Source organism: Xanthobacter albus (assembly GCF_043194895.2).
Taxonomy (GTDB): domain Bacteria; phylum Pseudomonadota; class Alphaproteobacteria; order Rhizobiales; family Xanthobacteraceae; genus Xanthobacter.
In genome coordinates this window covers 1,348,832-1,362,378 of the sequence record NZ_CM195532.1, presented here as the reverse complement: position 1 = coordinate 1,362,378, position 13,547 = coordinate 1,348,832, and the positions used below count along the sequence as shown (strand labels likewise).

Sequence of the window (13,547 nt, the reverse complement as noted above, 5' to 3'; positions counted from 1 at the left end):
AAACGGGGCAATGCTCTAGGTCATTGAGTCGACGCGCTTTCTCCACGCGAACCGGCTTCCGCTTCGCTCGAAAGCGCTCTCGTCCTGCACGCGGCCCCACCCTACGCAAGGTCAGCCATGCCCCGTTTTGCCCTCGTCGCCATGACGGTCGCCACCCTGGCGGGCGCCGCCTACGTCACTCCGGCGGCAGCCGTGGTCTATTGCAAGAGCGCCGGCGCTCCCAAGGGCTGCGTCGCGCGGCCGACGGCGCCGGCGACGCGGGCCGCTGTCCATTGCACCCGTCCGGGCTATCCCGCGGGCTGCGTCCCCGGCGCAGGCGCGCCGGGTGTCGGCGTCGCCCCAGGGCCGGGTGTTGCTCCGGCCAATGCCGGCGGCCCGGTGAACCGCATCGGCGTGCGCTGACGCGCAGGCCATTTCGCGCCGTCACGCCCACAGCCGTCTCGTCAAGATCCTGCACGCCTGGAGATATCCCACATGAAGAAGCTGCTTCTCGCCTGCGCCGCCCTCGGCGCCATGAGCCTGCCCGCGCTCGCCGACCAGACCGCCGCCGACAATTGCGCCGTCGCCCTCGACGCCAACGGCCAGGCCATCTACGCCGCCACCGTGGTCCAGGCCGCCACCGCCCCCACCTCCGACCTGCGCGGCCTCGTGACCACCGTCACCAAGCAGCTGGTGAGCGCCGGCGCCGTGCCCATGGGCTCCGCCCGCGAGGCCGCCGAGGCCGCCGGCGCCTGCCTCGCCAAGCTGCACTGAGCCTGAAGGCGGCGCGGAACCGGCCACGGATCGCGCCGCTCCTTTTCGAAACGCACGGCGACCGTTATGCAGGGGGAAGCTGGTTCCCCTTGCCCACGGCCGCCATGCCCACGCTGACTCCCGACACCCTGCTCGCGTTCCTGGCCGAAAACGGCATCGTGGCGGACACCTTCCACCATCCGCCGCTGCACACGGTCGCCGAATCGAAGGCCCTGCGCGGCACCGTTCCCGGCGCGCAGACCAAGAACCTCTTCCTGCGCGACGCGAAGAAGAACTACTTCCTCGTCACCCTGTCCGAGGACGCGAAGGCGGATCTCAAGGCCCTGCGCGCTCCCCTGGGCGCGCGCGGCACGCTCTCCTTCGCCTCGGCCGAAGCGCTCTACGAGATTCTGGGCGTGCTGCCGGGCTCGGTGACCCTGCTGGCCCTCGCCAACGACACCGGCCACCGCGTCACCTTCGCCATCGATGCGGCATTGCTGCGGGCGGACGCCATCGGCTGCCATCCGCTCACCAACACCCGCACCAGCGTGCTCACGCCGCAGGCGCTGCGCGCGTTCCTGGCGCTGACCGGCCATGCGCCGCTGGAGATCGACGTGGAAGCCCCCGTCGAGGAGGGGCCTCCCCCCGCCGCCGGCTGACGCCGCGCCGAAGGGGAGCATGGGCGTTGCCCCGCGCCGGCGAACCGGCGCGGGGCAGGCGCCTCAGTTGCCGCCGTCGAGCAGGCGGCGGGCGATCACCTGGGCCTGGATCTCGGCCGCGCCCTCGAAGATGTTGAGGATGCGCGCGTCGCACAGGATGCGCGACACCGGATATTCCAGCGCGAATCCGTTGCCGCCGTGGATCTGCAGGGCGTTGTCCGCCGCCGCCCAGGCGACACGGGCGCCCAGCAGCTTGGCCATGCCGGCCTCCAGGTCCGTGCGGCGCCCCTCGTCCTTCGCGCGGGCGGCGAAATAGGTGATCTGGCGGGCGATCATGGTCTCCACCGCCATCATCACCACCTTGTCCGCGACGCGGGGGAAGGCGAACAGCGGCTTGCCGAACTGGATGCGCTCCTCGGCATATTTCAGGCCCACCTCCATGGCCGCCTGGGCCACGCCCACGGCGCGGGCGGCGGTCTGGATGCGGGCGCTCTCGAAGGTGGTCATGAGCTGCTTGAAGCCCTGGCCCTCCTCGCCGCCCAGCAGGTTCTGCGCCGGCACGGTGAAGCCGTCGAACCCGATCTCGTATTCCTTCATGCCGCGATAGCCGAGCACCTCGATCTCGCCGCCGGTCATGCCCTCGGCCGGGAAGGGGTTCTCGTCGGTGCCGCGGGGCTTCTCCGCCAGCAGGATGGAGAGGCCCTTGTAGCCCGGCTCGCTGGGATTGGTGCGCACCAGCAGGGTCATCACGTCGGCGCGGACCGGGTGGGTGATCCAGGTCTTGTTGCCGCTGACCTTGTAGACATCGCCCTCGCGCACCGCGCGGGTACGCAGCGCGGCGAGGTCGGAGCCGGTGTTGGGCTCGGTGAACACCGCGGTCGGCAGGATCTCGCCGGAGGCGATCTTGGGCAGGTAGTGGCCCTTCTGCTCCTCGGTGCCGCCGGCGAGGATCAGCTCGGCCGCGATCTCGGAGCGGGTGCCCAGGGAGCCGACGCCGATATAGCCGCGCGACAGCTCCTCGGTGACCACGCACATGGCCTCCTTGGGCAGGCCGAGGCCGCCGAACTCCTCGGGAATGGTAAGGCCGAACACGCCCATCTCCGAGAGCTGGGCGATGATCTCCAGCGGGATGTAGGTGTTCTTCAGGTGCCACTCGTGGGCGTTGGGGGCGACCTCCGCCTCCACGAAGCGGTGCATCTCCGTGCGCATCGCCTCCAGCGTCTCGTCGAGACCCGCCTCGCCGATGGTGCCGGTGGGGTGCGCGGCGCGGATGATGTCGGCGAGGGCCGCGCGGGTGGCGGCGGTGTTGCCCTTGGCGGCCAGCTCCGCGATGGCGGGCTCGGCGGCGAGCTTCAGCGCCGTTTCCGCCGGCAGGTGGAGATCGGTGAGGCGGACGATCTCGCCCTGGCTCATGGGAATGCCGCCGAGGATCTGCGCGACATACTCGCCGAGGCCGATGCGGACGATGAGCTGCTCGGTCTCGCCGAACTTGCCCATCTCGGAGAGGCGGTCGGCATAATGCACCAGCTCGCGCACCGAGAAGACGTAGGTGGCGAGCCAGGCGAGGCCGTGGGTGGCCCGCTGCTCCTTCTCCAGCAGGGCGGAGGAGATCTTCGGCCCGTCGGTGACCTGCGCCCGCACGGCGGACGTCGCCTCCGCCAGGAGCTTCTCGAGGCTCGCCGTCGCGGCTCGGCCGAGGGCAACCGCGTCGATGGGGCTCGGATCGACCGGACGGAGGGCAGCGCTGGCGGACATGGACGATGATCTCCCTTTGTGCATCGCGAAAACGTATCTTGCTCGGGAACGCTTCCAAAGCAACGACAGACTTGTGCGGTGGCGGGCGCCGCGCCGGGGGCGATGCCGTCAGTCGGCGGTGCCGTCCATCTCGGCGAGCCGGCCCACCAGTTCGTCGAGGTTCTCCATCATGTGGCCGCAGGCGGAAATGGCGGCGAACACGGCCCGCAGGTCCGCGCCCGTGGCATCGTCGAAGGTGCCGGCGGCGTTGAGCCGCTCCACCTCGCCGTCGAGCGCCACCACCGCCGCGCGGGCCGCCTCGGCGGGGGTGGAAAGGTCCACGCCGGCCTCGCCGTCGAGGTGGCGCGCCGCCGCTTCCATGTAGGTGCAGAGGCCGGCGACCGCGGCGTCGAGCCCCGGCCCCAGCAGCTTCACGAGCCGCTCGGCCAACGCGGTATCGGTGCCGCGCAGCAGGATGATGACGGAGTGCCACAGCCGGCGGCAGGCTCGCACCACCTCCGTCGGATCGCGATGACCGGACAGCGCCCGCTCGGCGCGGGCCTCGGCGATGCGCGCGTCGGCGGCGCGCAGCGCCTTGCGGGCGCTGGCGTTGAGCGCGTCCATGCGGGCCGCATCCAGGCCGCGTCCCAGCAGCCCGTCACGGCCCAGCGCCAGCAAGGCGGCGCACAGCCGCACCGCCGTGGCGCAATGGGGAAACAGGAAGAACACCGCCCGCGCCGGCAGCACCAGCAGCGCGCACAGCACCCCCACCACGCCGCCGATCCCGATCTCCAGCACCCGGTGCAGGCCGGAGATCCAGGGATCGACATGGCTCGGGTCCGACAGCAGCACGATCACCGCCGTCACCGGCGCGAGCTTGAAGCTGGAGTGCTTCGCCGCGAGCGTGCTGGTGAGGATCACCGCGCCGCCCAGCGCCACGAAGGTGAGCACCGTGGAGGGCCCCGCCAGCGTCGCGGCGGCCACCCCGGCGACCCCGCCCACCACCGTGCCGAGCGTGCGGTCCACCGCCACCGAGAGGCTCGCCCCGATGGTGGACTGCACCACCAGGATGGCGGTGAGCACGGCCCAGTAGCCGTTCGGCAGCTTGAGCCCATAGGCGAGCCCGTAGGAGACGAGCGCCGCCACCGCAGCCTTCAGGCCGAGCTTGTAGTGGCTGGGAGCGAAGACCTCGCCGAGGCGCTGGAGCAGGGACATGACGTCGGGCACTCCGCGGAGAGCTGGGGCGGCGCCGCGCGGCACCGGAGCGGGCAGGCCGCCGCGCGGCCCGTGGCCACGCTGATCGGCGAATCCGCGCCCAAACTCAAGGGGCCCCGCGCGGCGCCTTTCCGGCCCCGGGCACTCACGCCTTGCCATTTGGCGGCGAAAGCCCGATTTCTCGCTCGTCAACGGGGCCCCTCATGCTGCGACGCATCATCCGTATCGTCCTCGACTCGGTATGGACCTTCAGCACCGACGACGGCTGGGCCATCTCCAGCCACATCGCGCTGTCGGCGCTGATGTCGCTGTTCCCGTTCCTGATCTTCGTCACCGCCCTCGCCGGCTTCCTCGACCTGCGCCCGCTGGCGGCGGAAACCATCCCCCTGCTGCTGGAAAGCTGGCCCAAGCAGGTGGCCGATCCCATCTCGCGCGAGATCTACAATGTGGTGAACCAGGTGCGCACCGATGTGCTCACCTATGGCGTGCTGCTCGCCATCTACTTCTCCTCCAACGGCATCGAGAGCCTGCGCATCGGCCTCAACCGCGCCTATGGGGTGAAGGAGGAGCGCGCATGGTACTGGCTGCGGCTCGAATCCATCGGCTACGTGCTGCTGGCGGCCTTCGCCATCCTCGCGCTCTCGTTCCTGGTGGTGCTCGGGCCGCTGCTGTGGCAGACGGCGGTGGCGCGGCTGCCGGCGTTGAAGCCCTTCTCCCACATCGTGACGCTGGCGCGTTTCGCCGCCACCTCCATCATCCTGGTGGTGGCGCTGGTGGTGGCGCACCTGTGGCTGCCGGCGGGCCGGCGCAGCCTGGCGGAGGTGGCGCCGGGCATCCTGGTGACGCTGGTGCTGTGGCTGGTGGCGGCATCGGCCTTCGGCATGTACCTCGCCGAGTTCCCGGCCAACTACGTCACCACCTATGCCGGCCTCGCCTCGGTGATGATCGCGCTCGTGTTTCTGTACCTCACCGCGTCCATCTTCGTGTTCGGGGGCGAGCTGAACGCCGCCATCTCGCGCGACTATGCCGCGCGCCTGCCCAAGGAGGACGAGCGCCTCACGCGCGAGCGGCTGTCCGAGGGGGCGCAGACCTGATGGAGCCGGCGCCCCTGCCGAAGGAGGACGGGCGGCAATCGCCCACGGCGCGGGCCGTGCAGCGCGGCGTGCTGCGCCATCTCGCGGCCCGCGGCATCGTGGGCATCACCGAGTTTTCCCTCGCCTCCGGCCGGCGGGCGGACATCCTCGCCCTCGACGGGAAGGGCGAGATCGCCATCATCGAGATCAAGTCCTCGGTGCAGGATTTCCGCACCGACGGCAAATGGCCGGAATACCGCGCCTTCTGCGACCGGCTGCTGTTCGCGGTACCGCTCGACTTTCCCGTGGACATCCTGCCCGACGAGACCGGGCTGCTGGTGGCCGACGCCTTCGGCGCGGAGCTGCTGCGGGAGGCCCCGCGCCATGCGCTGCCGGCGGCGACCCGCAAGGCGCTGACCCTTCGCCTCGCCCGCACCGCCGCCAACCGCCTCGCGGCCCTGCACGACCCGGACCTCCTGCGCCTCGACCTCTGAACGGCGCGCCGCCGCCTCAGCGGGGCGCGCGCTTCGCCAGGATGCGCTGGAGCGTGCGCCGGTGCATGGAAAGGCGGCGCGCGGTCTCGGATACGTTGCGCCCGCACAATTCATAGACGCGCTGGATGTGCTCCCACCGCACCCGGTCGGCCGACATGGGGTTCTCCGGCGGATGGGGTTTGTGGTCGCCAGAGGCGATGAGCGCGGCCACCACGTCGTCGGCGTCGGCGGGCTTGGCGAGATAATCCACCGCGCCGAGCTTCACCGCCGTCACGGCGGTGGCGATGTTGCCGTAGCCGGTGAGCACGATGGCGCGGGCGCCGGGGCGATGCTTCTTGAGGGCGGAGATCACGTCGAGGCCGCTGCCGTCGCCGAGCCGCATGTCCACCACGGCGAAGGCGGGCGCCGCCTCTTCGACCCGGGTGAGGCCGTCGGCCACGGTCTCGGCGGTCGCGACCTGGAAGCCGCGCGCCTCCATGGCCCGCGCAAGGCGCTGCAGGAAGGAGCGATCGTCATCGACGATCAGGACCGTGCGGTCTTCTCCCACTTCGAGCGGCGTCGTTTCATTCATCGTTATGTGTCCTCGACATCCGGGGCGCCGGGGCCTGCGCCGTCACATCAAAACCATGGCGTGGTGGAACGGGGCGTTTCCGTGTCCGCTTTTACGCGCCTTCGGAGGCAGAATAGTCCGTTCCGCGTCCCTTTGTCGCTGCTTCTTCCATTTCTACGGCCAACGCGCGCCGGGGCCAAGTGATCCGTATCGAGGCACCGGTGGCCGGCGGCGGGCGATTCTCGAAGGTGAGGGTGGCGCCGGTGCGCTCCAGGAGCGTCTTGGCGATGAAGAAGCCGAGCCCGAGCCCGCTCTCCTCGTCCGCCTCCTGGCGCTCCTCCTGCCGCTCGCGGGCGCGGGAGGTCACGTAGGGCTGGCCGATGCGGGCGCTGACCTCCGGCGAGAAGCCGGGGCCGTCGTCCTCCACCACCATGACGAGGCTCGTGGGGGTCCATTCGGCGGCGATGTCCACGCGCGCGCGGGCGAAGTCCACCGCGTTCTCCACCAGATTGCCGAGGCCGTAGAGCAGGCCGGGGTTGCGGTCGATGACGGGGTCGTCGGGCCGCCCCGGCGCGTTGATGACGATGGCGATGCCGAAATTGCGATGCGGCTCGGCCACCTCCTCCAGCAGCACCCGCACCGGCATGCGATCGAATGGCGCGTCGCCGGAGCGCAGCGAGGTGAGGGTCTGCAGGATGTCGCGGCAGCGCGCCACCTGGTCGCGCAGCAGGGCCACGTCCTCCGCATAGGGCGCGCCCGCCGGCATGGCGCGCTGCATCTCCTTCACCACCAGCGCGATGGTGGAAAGCGGGGTGCCGAGCTCGTGCGCCGCCGCCGCGGCGAGGCCGTCGATGGCGGAGAGATGCTGCTCGCGCGCCAGCACCAGCTCGGTGGCGGCCAGGGCGTCGGCGAGCTCGCGCGCTTCCTCCGCCACCCGCCACGCATGAAGGCCGATGAAGCCGAGCGCCACCGTCAGCGACACCCAGATGCCGGCGAGGTAGAGGTCGGGCAGCACCGGCAGCGCCTCCCCCGCCCACGGCAGGGGCCGGGCCCACAGCCCCACAGCCCCCGCGCACGCCGCCGCCAGGATGCCCAGCAGCACCGTCGTGCTCCAGGCGAGCGCGGTCGCGGAGATCATCACCGGGGCGAGATAGAGCAGCACGAACGGGTTCTTGAGCCCGCCGGTGAGATAGAGCAGCGCGGTGAGCTGCAGCAGGTCGTAGGCGAGCAGCGGCCCCGCCGCCGCGTCGCTCAGCCGCCGCGCCACCGGATACTTGATGCGCAGCACGACGTTGACCGCGGCCGAGAGCGCCACGACGGCGAAGCAGGAGACGAGCGGCAGCGGAAAGCCGAGCAGCACATGGACCACCACCAAGGCGGCGATCTGCCCCGTCACCGCCAGCCAGCGCAGGCGGATGAGCGTGTCCAGCCGGAGCCCGAAGGAGCGCCCGTGCAGCGGTGGAGCGAAAGCGGGAATCATGGATCGTCAGGTCCGAGCAAGGTTCCGGGAGCACCACTTGTGTCGCAATGCGCGACAATGTGACATCTTGGCCATACTTCGTTACGAGGTCCGACTTTATCTTTTGTCGGCATTGACCACATCGGGAAGAGGGCACACCCTCGGATTCTAGAATAAAGCGGGAAACGCAAAATAAAGCGATGCCGCACAATAAGCGAGGAACGCACATGGCGATCGGCAACATGGCGATCGGGGATTTTGCAGGTTCGGCCCGCCGTCCGGCTCAAGGCGAGATCGGCGTGGACATGGGCTTTTCGACGCCGCTCTACTGGCTCTACGAGATGGGGCACGCTGCCCTCAACCCGTCCCGCGCCGTGGCCGACGCCAGCCGCCTGTTTCTGAAGAATCCCATCAATCCGGTGTCCCACACCACCCTCGGCAAGTCCATGGCCGCGGCGTGCGAGCTGTTCGAGCGCACCACGCGGCGCTACGGCAAGCCCGGCTGGGGCATCACCGAGACCATGGCCGACGGCCAGCGCGTGCCGGTGCACGTCAACACCATCTGGCACCGCCCCTTCTGCAACCTCTTGCATTTCGAGCGGGCGTTCGAGCATCCCCCGGCCCGGCCCCAGCCGAAGCTGCTGGTGGTGGCGCCGGTTTCCGGCCATTACGCCACCCTGCTGCGCGGCACGGTGGAGGCCATGCTGCCCTCCCACGACGTCTACGTGACCGACTGGGTGGACGCCAAGCTCGTGCCCCTCGCGGAAGGGCGGTTCGGCCTGTCCGACTATGTGGACTACCTCATCTCCGTCTTCCACCGCCTGGGCGGCGACTGCCACGTGATGGCCGTGTGCCAGCCCGCCGTGCCGGTGATGATGGCCGTGGCCCGCATGGAGGCGCAGGACGACCCCTACGTTCCCAAGTCCATGATCCTGATGGGCGGCCCCATCGACACCCGCGAGGCGCCCACCGCGGTGAACGCCCTCGCCAAGGACCGCGGCGTGGAGTGGTTCCGCCGCAATGTCATCACCGCCGTGCCGTGGCCCCATCCGGGCGCCATGCGGGAAGTCTACCCCGGCTTCCTGCAGCTCAACGGCTTCATGAGCATGAACCTCGACCGCCACCTCCAGGCCCATTGGGACCTGTTCACGCATCTCGTGAAGGGCGACGGCGATTCGGCCGAGAAGCACCGCGACTTCTATGACGAATACCTCGCGGTGATGGACCTGACCGCCGAATTCTATCTCGAGACGGTGGAGAACGTCTTCGTCACCCATGCCCTGCCCCGCGGCGAGATCCTCCACCACGACGAGGTGGTGAAGCCCGACGCCATCCACCGCGTGGCGCTGATGACCGTGGAGGGCGAGAAGGACGACATCTCCGGCATCGGCCAGACCAAGGCCGCGCACAAATTGTGCCCGCGCATCCCGGAGGACAAGCGCGCCCACTGGGAGCAGCCGGGAGTCGGCCATTACGGCGTGTTCAACGGCTCGCGATTCCGCTCCGAGATCGCCCCGCGCATCGCCGATTTCATCCTGAACCAGGAATATCCGCGCGGCGCGGCCGGAAATGTGGAGCCCGATACACCGTTCGCAGGTGCAGCACAGCCTGTGGACGGCGCGGAAGAACCGGATGTGTTCGCGCTCTCGGCAAAGGTCACTTCACTTTATCCACGGAATGCTGCACCTTAGCACTGGTCGGGGGCGCCAATTCTGGAGATGATGACGATCAATCGTCATCAGGCTCCTCGTTCACGGTGCCCTCATGCCGCTGTTTCGTCGTCCGGACCTGAAGGCGCCGCCAAAGCGCTGTGAAGCCGTCGAGCTGGAGCTCGACGGCGAGGCGCTGTGCGTCGCCGTGCGCAGGCACCCGCAGGCGCGCCGCATCACCCTGCGCGTGCGTTCCGCCACCCGTGACGTGACCGTCACCGCCCCGCCCCATGTCTCGCTCGCCGCCGCGGGGGACTTCGTGCGGCGCCACCGCGAATGGATCCGCATCCGCCTCGGCCGCCTGCCGGACGTGGTTGGCTTCGAGCCCGGCGCCCTGGTGCCCGTGCGCGGGGAGCCGCACCGCATCATCCACCTGCCCGATGCGCGCGGCACCGTGTGGGTGGGCACCGATCCGCTCGGCGGCCCGGCACTCTGCGTGGCGGGCGAGACGCCGCACGTCGCGCGGCGGATCACCGACCACCTGAAGCGCGAGGCGCGGGGCGACATCACCGCCGCGGTGCGCCGCCACGCGGCGGCGGCGGGGGTGGAGGTGGGCCGCATCACCCTGCGCGACACCTCCAGCCGCTGGGGCTCCTGCTCCGCGAGGGGCGACCTCTCCTTCTCCTGGCGGCTCATCATGGCGCCGCCGTCGGTGCTCGACTATCTCGCCGCCCACGAGGTGGCGCACCGGCTGGAGCTGAACCACGGGCCGCGCTTCTGGCAGGTGGTGGAACGCCTGTTCCCCGCCCGCCGCGAGGCCGAGGGCTGGCTGCGCGTCAACGGCGCCAATCTCCACCGCTACGGCGCCTGATCGTCCTTCCCGGCCTCCTCGATACGGAACAGCAGGTGCGCGGCCACCGGCAGCGCCACCGAAAGGCCGGCGAAGCGGAACAGATGGTGCGCGCTCATGAAGGCCGGGTCATAGCCCATGGCGAAGCCCAGCGCCGTCATCGCCTCCAGCGCGCCGGGCGAGAATGCGGTGAGCAGCTTGCCCAGGTCGTCCCCCGTGAGCGCCGCCGCCAGCACGGCGAACACCGTCGCCACCGCGAGCGCCACCAGGAACGCCCCGAGCGACACCCAGAAATAGGAGCGGATGGCCGAAAGGCTGGTGCCGAGGAAGCGCGCGCCCACGCCCGCCCCCAGCACCACGAAGGCCGGCAGCAGCAGCGCCGGCGGCACCACCGCGTCGGACCAGCCGGACAGGTGCAGCCCCGCGCTGCCCGCGAGCGCACCGAGGATGAGCCCGCCCGGCACCCGCAGCGCCGCCGCGGCAAGCCCCGCCAGCGCGCAGAAGATAAGCAGCCCCGCCACCTCCAGCGGCGCCGAGGCATGGAGCTGGGGCGCCAGCCCCCCGCCCGCGAGGCCGGTGGCGCCCAGCACGTTGGGCAGCGCGGCCACCAGCAGGAACAGCCGCAGGGTCTGGGCGAAGGCGACCTGGCGCAGGTCCGCCCGTGTTTCCTCGGCCATGGCGAGCACGGTGGAGAAGGCGCCGGGCGCGGAAGCGTAGAAGGCCGTTTCCAGCGACCAGCCGCCCACCCGCGTCAGGAAGAAGGCGCCGCCGGCCATGGTGCCGAGCACGCTGGCCCCCAGGCACGCCATGCTCACCGGCCAGGAGCCGGCACGCGCCAGCATCTCGGGCGTCAGCACCGTGCCCATGGAACAGCCCAGGACCGTATAGGCGAGGAAACGTGCCCATTCCGGCACCACCACCGGCACGCCCGCCACCGCGAGCGCAATGGTGAAGACCAGGGCACCCGATATCCAGGCCGCCGGCAGGCCCAGGGTAGAGAAGGCGAGCCCGCCGAGGGTGCCGGCGCCGAGGGTCAGCGCCGCCGCGCCCGCCGTCCGCAGGGCCGCCGCAGAGGGCCCCCTCATGCCGGGCCGCGCCCGCCGGCGCCGGCCTCGATCCACCCGGCGAGGCGGCGGGCCGCCTCCTCGAGCTGGACCCCGCTGCGGGCGAAGCACAGGCGCATGAAGCCCTCGCCGCCGGGGCCGAAGGCGGTTCCGGGCGCGATGCCCACATTGGCCTCGTCCACCAGGGTGAGGCCCAGCCGCCGCACGTCGCGGTGCCCCTCGATGCCGAAGAACAGGTAGAAGGCGCCCTGCGGCTTCACGAGGTCCACCTTGCCGGTGGCGAGCAGCGCATCGGCGACGATGTCGCGCCCCTGGCGGGCGCGGGCGATCTGCTCGGCGACGAAGGGCTCGCCCAGCTCCAGCGCCGCCACCGCGCCGCGCTGCATGAAGGCGGCGACGCCGGAGGTGGAATACTGGATGAGGTTCTCCACCACCTGGCCGAGGCGCGGGTCCGCCTCGATCCAGCCGATGCGCCACCCTGTCATGGCCCAGTTCTTGGAGAAGGTCTGCACGAACAGGATGGGGTCGTCGGGCCCCATCACATCGTGGAAGGACGGCGCCCGGCTCCCCTCGCCATAGTAGAAGCGGCCGTAGATCTCGTCGGCGATGATCCAGAGGCCCCGGCTGCGGGCAAAGTTCAGCACCGCATCGAGCTCCGCGCGGGTGGCGACGAAGCCGGAGGGGTTGGCCGGCGTGTTGAGGAAGATGGCGCGAGTGCGCGCCGTCACCGCCGCCTCCAGCCGCGCCATGTCGAGGGAGAAGCCCTCGGGGCCGTAGGCCAGCGGCACATGCACCGGCACCGCCCCGAGCTTCTGCGCCCCGGCGGCGGCATTGGGCCAGATGGGCGAAGGCAGGAGAATCTCGTCGCCCGCGCCGAGGACCATGGAAAAGGCCACCAGGATGGCCTGCATGCCGGAGCCCGTGACGAAATAGCGCTCGGGGTCCTCCGGCACGCCGTAGACGCGCGTCATGTAGCGGGCGATGGCGGCGCGCAGCTCCGGCAGGCCGCGCTGCCAGGTGTAGAAGGTCTCGCCGGCGTGGAGCGCGGCCGCCGCCGCCTCGCAGATGAAGGCCGGGGTCGGCACGTCGCCCTCCCCCGCCCACAGGGGGATCATGCCGGCGCGCGCGCGGCCGTAGTTCATCACCTCGACGATGCCGCTCTCGGGCAGGGCGCGGATGGGCGCGCGCACGCGCTCGAGGAAGGGGTCCGCGGCGGCGGGGGTGACGCAGGACGAAGACATGCGACTCATCTCAAAAAGGTGGATGCGGCGCGGCGGACCATAGTGCGGGCCGGGCGCCGCCGCCCATCAATTCAGGTGACGCCGGCATCAGCGGTGCTGATCCGTTTGCACGGGCGCAATGCGATATTGCAAATGGAACCGTTGTTCCCGCGCCGCCGGGTTCCTAGATCGCCGGTGCCCGCCCCGTTCTGCCCCCCCTTGAAACCTTCCCCAGGCATCGCGCCTTGGAGCCTCCCATGACCCAGAAGATCGACCCGGCCGTCCTCGACCAATTGTTCCTCGGCGCCCGCTCCCACAACGGCTGGACCGACCAGCCGGTGACCGACGCGGAGCTGCGCGCGCTCTACGACATCGTGAAGTTCGGCCCCACCTCACTCAACACCCAGCCGGCGCGGTTCGTGTTCCTGCGCTCGCCGGAAGCCAAGGAGCGGCTGAAGCCTGCCCTCTCCCCCGGCAACCACAAGGCGCTCGCCGCCCCCGTCATCGTGCTGATCGGCTACGACCTGAAGTTCTTCGACCGGATTCCGGAGCTGTTCCCCCACAATCCCGGCGTGCGCGACATGTTCGTGAACACCCCGGCCATGGTGGAGCCCCACGCCTTCCGCAATTCCGCGCTGCAGGGCGCCTATCTCATCATCGCCGCGCGGGCGCTGGGCCTGGATGTCGGCCCCATGTCGGGCTTCGACGCCGCCAAGGTGGATGCGGAGTTCTTCCCCGAAGGCACGGTGAAGACCAACTTCATCGCCGCCCTGGGCCACGGCGACCACGCAAAGCTGTTCGACCGCCTGCCGCGCATGGCATTCGAGGACGCCGCCCAGATCCTCTGA

The 13,547-nt window shown here is 70.6% G+C and carries 14 protein-coding genes; 8 read left to right on the top strand and 6 right to left on the bottom strand.

All coding sequences use genetic code 11. The annotated features are described in order from the left end of the window. Positions 1-117: 117 nt before the first annotated feature. From V5F75_RS06130 to V5F75_RS06120, 3 genes are all read left to right on the top strand, one after another. Positions 118-402, top strand: a complete 285-nt coding sequence (locus V5F75_RS06130) for a hypothetical protein (protein WP_394033574.1) — start codon at positions 118-120, stop codon at positions 400-402. Between the two features lie 72 nt (positions 403-474). Continuing rightward, positions 475-753, top strand: coding sequence for a hypothetical protein (locus tag V5F75_RS06125; RefSeq protein ID WP_394033573.1), 279 nt, complete (start codon positions 475-477; stop codon positions 751-753). Positions 754-857: 104 nt separating this feature from the next. Then, positions 858-1,391: a prolyl-tRNA synthetase associated domain-containing protein gene (locus V5F75_RS06120; RefSeq protein WP_394033572.1), complete on the top strand. Its 534-nt coding sequence runs from the start codon at positions 858-860 to the stop codon at positions 1,389-1,391. Between the two features lie 63 nt (positions 1,392-1,454). Here the strand turns inward: V5F75_RS06120 and V5F75_RS06115 are convergent, their stop codons facing one another. Continuing rightward, positions 1,455-3,146, bottom strand: coding sequence for an acyl-CoA dehydrogenase family protein (locus V5F75_RS06115; RefSeq protein WP_394033571.1), 1,692 nt, complete (start codon positions 3,144-3,146; stop codon positions 1,455-1,457). A gap of 108 nt (positions 3,147-3,254) precedes the next feature. After that, positions 3,255-4,340 (bottom strand): FUSC family protein, encoded by a 1,086-nt coding sequence (locus V5F75_RS06110; RefSeq protein WP_394033570.1) that lies wholly within the window; start codon positions 4,338-4,340, stop codon positions 3,255-3,257. 203 nt (positions 4,341-4,543) lie between these two features. On the opposite strand from V5F75_RS06110, the gene V5F75_RS06105 reads away from it, so the two are divergent. Together V5F75_RS06105 and V5F75_RS06100 are read left to right on the top strand one after the other, a co-directional pair. Further along, positions 4,544-5,434, top strand: a complete 891-nt coding sequence (locus tag V5F75_RS06105; protein ID WP_394033569.1) for a YihY/virulence factor BrkB family protein — start codon at positions 4,544-4,546, stop codon at positions 5,432-5,434. Further along, positions 5,434-5,907 (top strand): MmcB family DNA repair protein, encoded by a 474-nt coding sequence (locus V5F75_RS06100; protein WP_394033568.1) that lies wholly within the window; start codon positions 5,434-5,436, stop codon positions 5,905-5,907. Before V5F75_RS06105 ends, V5F75_RS06100 begins: the two co-directional genes overlap by 1 nt. Before the next feature lie 16 nt (positions 5,908-5,923). Here V5F75_RS06100 and V5F75_RS06095 read toward each other — a convergent pair whose 3' ends face one another. Beyond that, positions 5,924-6,478 carry an ActR/PrrA/RegA family redox response regulator transcription factor gene (locus tag V5F75_RS06095; protein ID WP_393987858.1) on the bottom strand — a complete coding sequence of 185 codons (555 nt, stop codon included), beginning with the start codon at positions 6,476-6,478 and terminating at the stop codon, positions 5,924-5,926. Between the two features lie 91 nt (positions 6,479-6,569). Then, positions 6,570-7,937 (bottom strand): ActS/PrrB/RegB family redox-sensitive histidine kinase, encoded by a 1,368-nt coding sequence (locus V5F75_RS06090; protein ID WP_394033567.1) that lies wholly within the window; start codon positions 7,935-7,937, stop codon positions 6,570-6,572. Positions 7,938-8,158: 221 nt separating this feature from the next. Here V5F75_RS06090 and V5F75_RS06085 point away from each other — a divergent pair, with 221 nt between their 5' ends. Next, a complete protein-coding gene (locus tag V5F75_RS06085) occupies positions 8,159-9,607 on the top strand; it encodes a polyhydroxyalkanoate depolymerase (RefSeq protein ID WP_394033657.1) in 1,449 nt (482 codons plus the stop codon). Positions 9,608-9,680: 73 nt separating this feature from the next. Next, the gene (locus tag V5F75_RS06080) at positions 9,681-10,436 is read left to right on the top strand and encodes a M48 family metallopeptidase (protein ID WP_394033566.1); all 756 of its coding nucleotides are present in this window, start codon (positions 9,681-9,683) and stop codon (positions 10,434-10,436) included. On the opposite strand, the gene V5F75_RS06075 is transcribed toward V5F75_RS06080, so the two are convergent. Together V5F75_RS06075 and V5F75_RS06070 are read right to left on the bottom strand one after the other, a co-directional pair. Beyond that, on the bottom strand, positions 10,424-11,500 hold the full coding sequence (locus V5F75_RS06075; RefSeq protein ID WP_394033565.1) for an AbrB family protein: 1,077 nt from the start codon (positions 11,498-11,500) through the stop codon (positions 10,424-10,426). The genes V5F75_RS06080 and V5F75_RS06075 overlap by 13 nt on opposite strands. Next, positions 11,497-12,720 carry a pyridoxal phosphate-dependent aminotransferase gene (locus V5F75_RS06070; protein WP_394033564.1) on the bottom strand — a complete coding sequence of 408 codons (1,224 nt, stop codon included), beginning with the start codon at positions 12,718-12,720 and terminating at the stop codon, positions 11,497-11,499. The genes V5F75_RS06075 and V5F75_RS06070 overlap by 4 nt, the downstream gene beginning before the upstream one ends. Before the next feature lie 236 nt (positions 12,721-12,956). Here V5F75_RS06070 and V5F75_RS06065 point away from each other — a divergent pair, with 236 nt between their 5' ends. Continuing rightward, positions 12,957-13,547, top strand: coding sequence for a malonic semialdehyde reductase (locus tag V5F75_RS06065; RefSeq protein ID WP_394033563.1), 591 nt, complete (start codon positions 12,957-12,959; stop codon positions 13,545-13,547).

Excerpts from the sequence above, each read along its gene's own strand:
- V5F75_RS06130 (WP_394033574.1), top strand. The coding sequence starts at position 118 with ATGCCCCGTTTTGCCCTCGTCGCCATGACGGTCGCCACCCTGGCGGGC.
- V5F75_RS06125 (WP_394033573.1), top strand. The coding sequence starts at position 475 with ATGAAGAAGCTGCTTCTCGCCTGCGCCGCCCTCGGCGCCATGAGCCTG.
- V5F75_RS06120 (WP_394033572.1), top strand. The coding sequence starts at position 858 with ATGCCCACGCTGACTCCCGACACCCTGCTCGCGTTCCTGGCCGAAAAC.
- V5F75_RS06115 (WP_394033571.1), bottom strand. The coding sequence starts at position 3,146 with ATGTCCGCCAGCGCTGCCCTCCGTCCGGTCGATCCGAGCCCCATCGAC.
- V5F75_RS06110 (WP_394033570.1), bottom strand. The coding sequence starts at position 4,340 with ATGTCCCTGCTCCAGCGCCTCGGCGAGGTCTTCGCTCCCAGCCACTAC.
- V5F75_RS06105 (WP_394033569.1), top strand. The coding sequence starts at position 4,544 with ATGCTGCGACGCATCATCCGTATCGTCCTCGACTCGGTATGGACCTTC.
- V5F75_RS06100 (WP_394033568.1), top strand. The coding sequence starts at position 5,434 with ATGGAGCCGGCGCCCCTGCCGAAGGAGGACGGGCGGCAATCGCCCACG.
- V5F75_RS06095 (WP_393987858.1), bottom strand. The coding sequence starts at position 6,478 with ATGAATGAAACGACGCCGCTCGAAGTGGGAGAAGACCGCACGGTCCTG.
- V5F75_RS06090 (WP_394033567.1), bottom strand. The coding sequence starts at position 7,937 with ATGATTCCCGCTTTCGCTCCACCGCTGCACGGGCGCTCCTTCGGGCTC.
- V5F75_RS06085 (WP_394033657.1), top strand. The coding sequence starts at position 8,159 with ATGGCGATCGGGGATTTTGCAGGTTCGGCCCGCCGTCCGGCTCAAGGC.
- V5F75_RS06080 (WP_394033566.1), top strand. The coding sequence starts at position 9,681 with ATGCCGCTGTTTCGTCGTCCGGACCTGAAGGCGCCGCCAAAGCGCTGT.
- V5F75_RS06075 (WP_394033565.1), bottom strand. The coding sequence starts at position 11,500 with ATGAGGGGGCCCTCTGCGGCGGCCCTGCGGACGGCGGGCGCGGCGGCG.
- V5F75_RS06070 (WP_394033564.1), bottom strand. The coding sequence starts at position 12,720 with ATGTCTTCGTCCTGCGTCACCCCCGCCGCCGCGGACCCCTTCCTCGAG.
- V5F75_RS06065 (WP_394033563.1), top strand. The coding sequence starts at position 12,957 with ATGACCCAGAAGATCGACCCGGCCGTCCTCGACCAATTGTTCCTCGGC.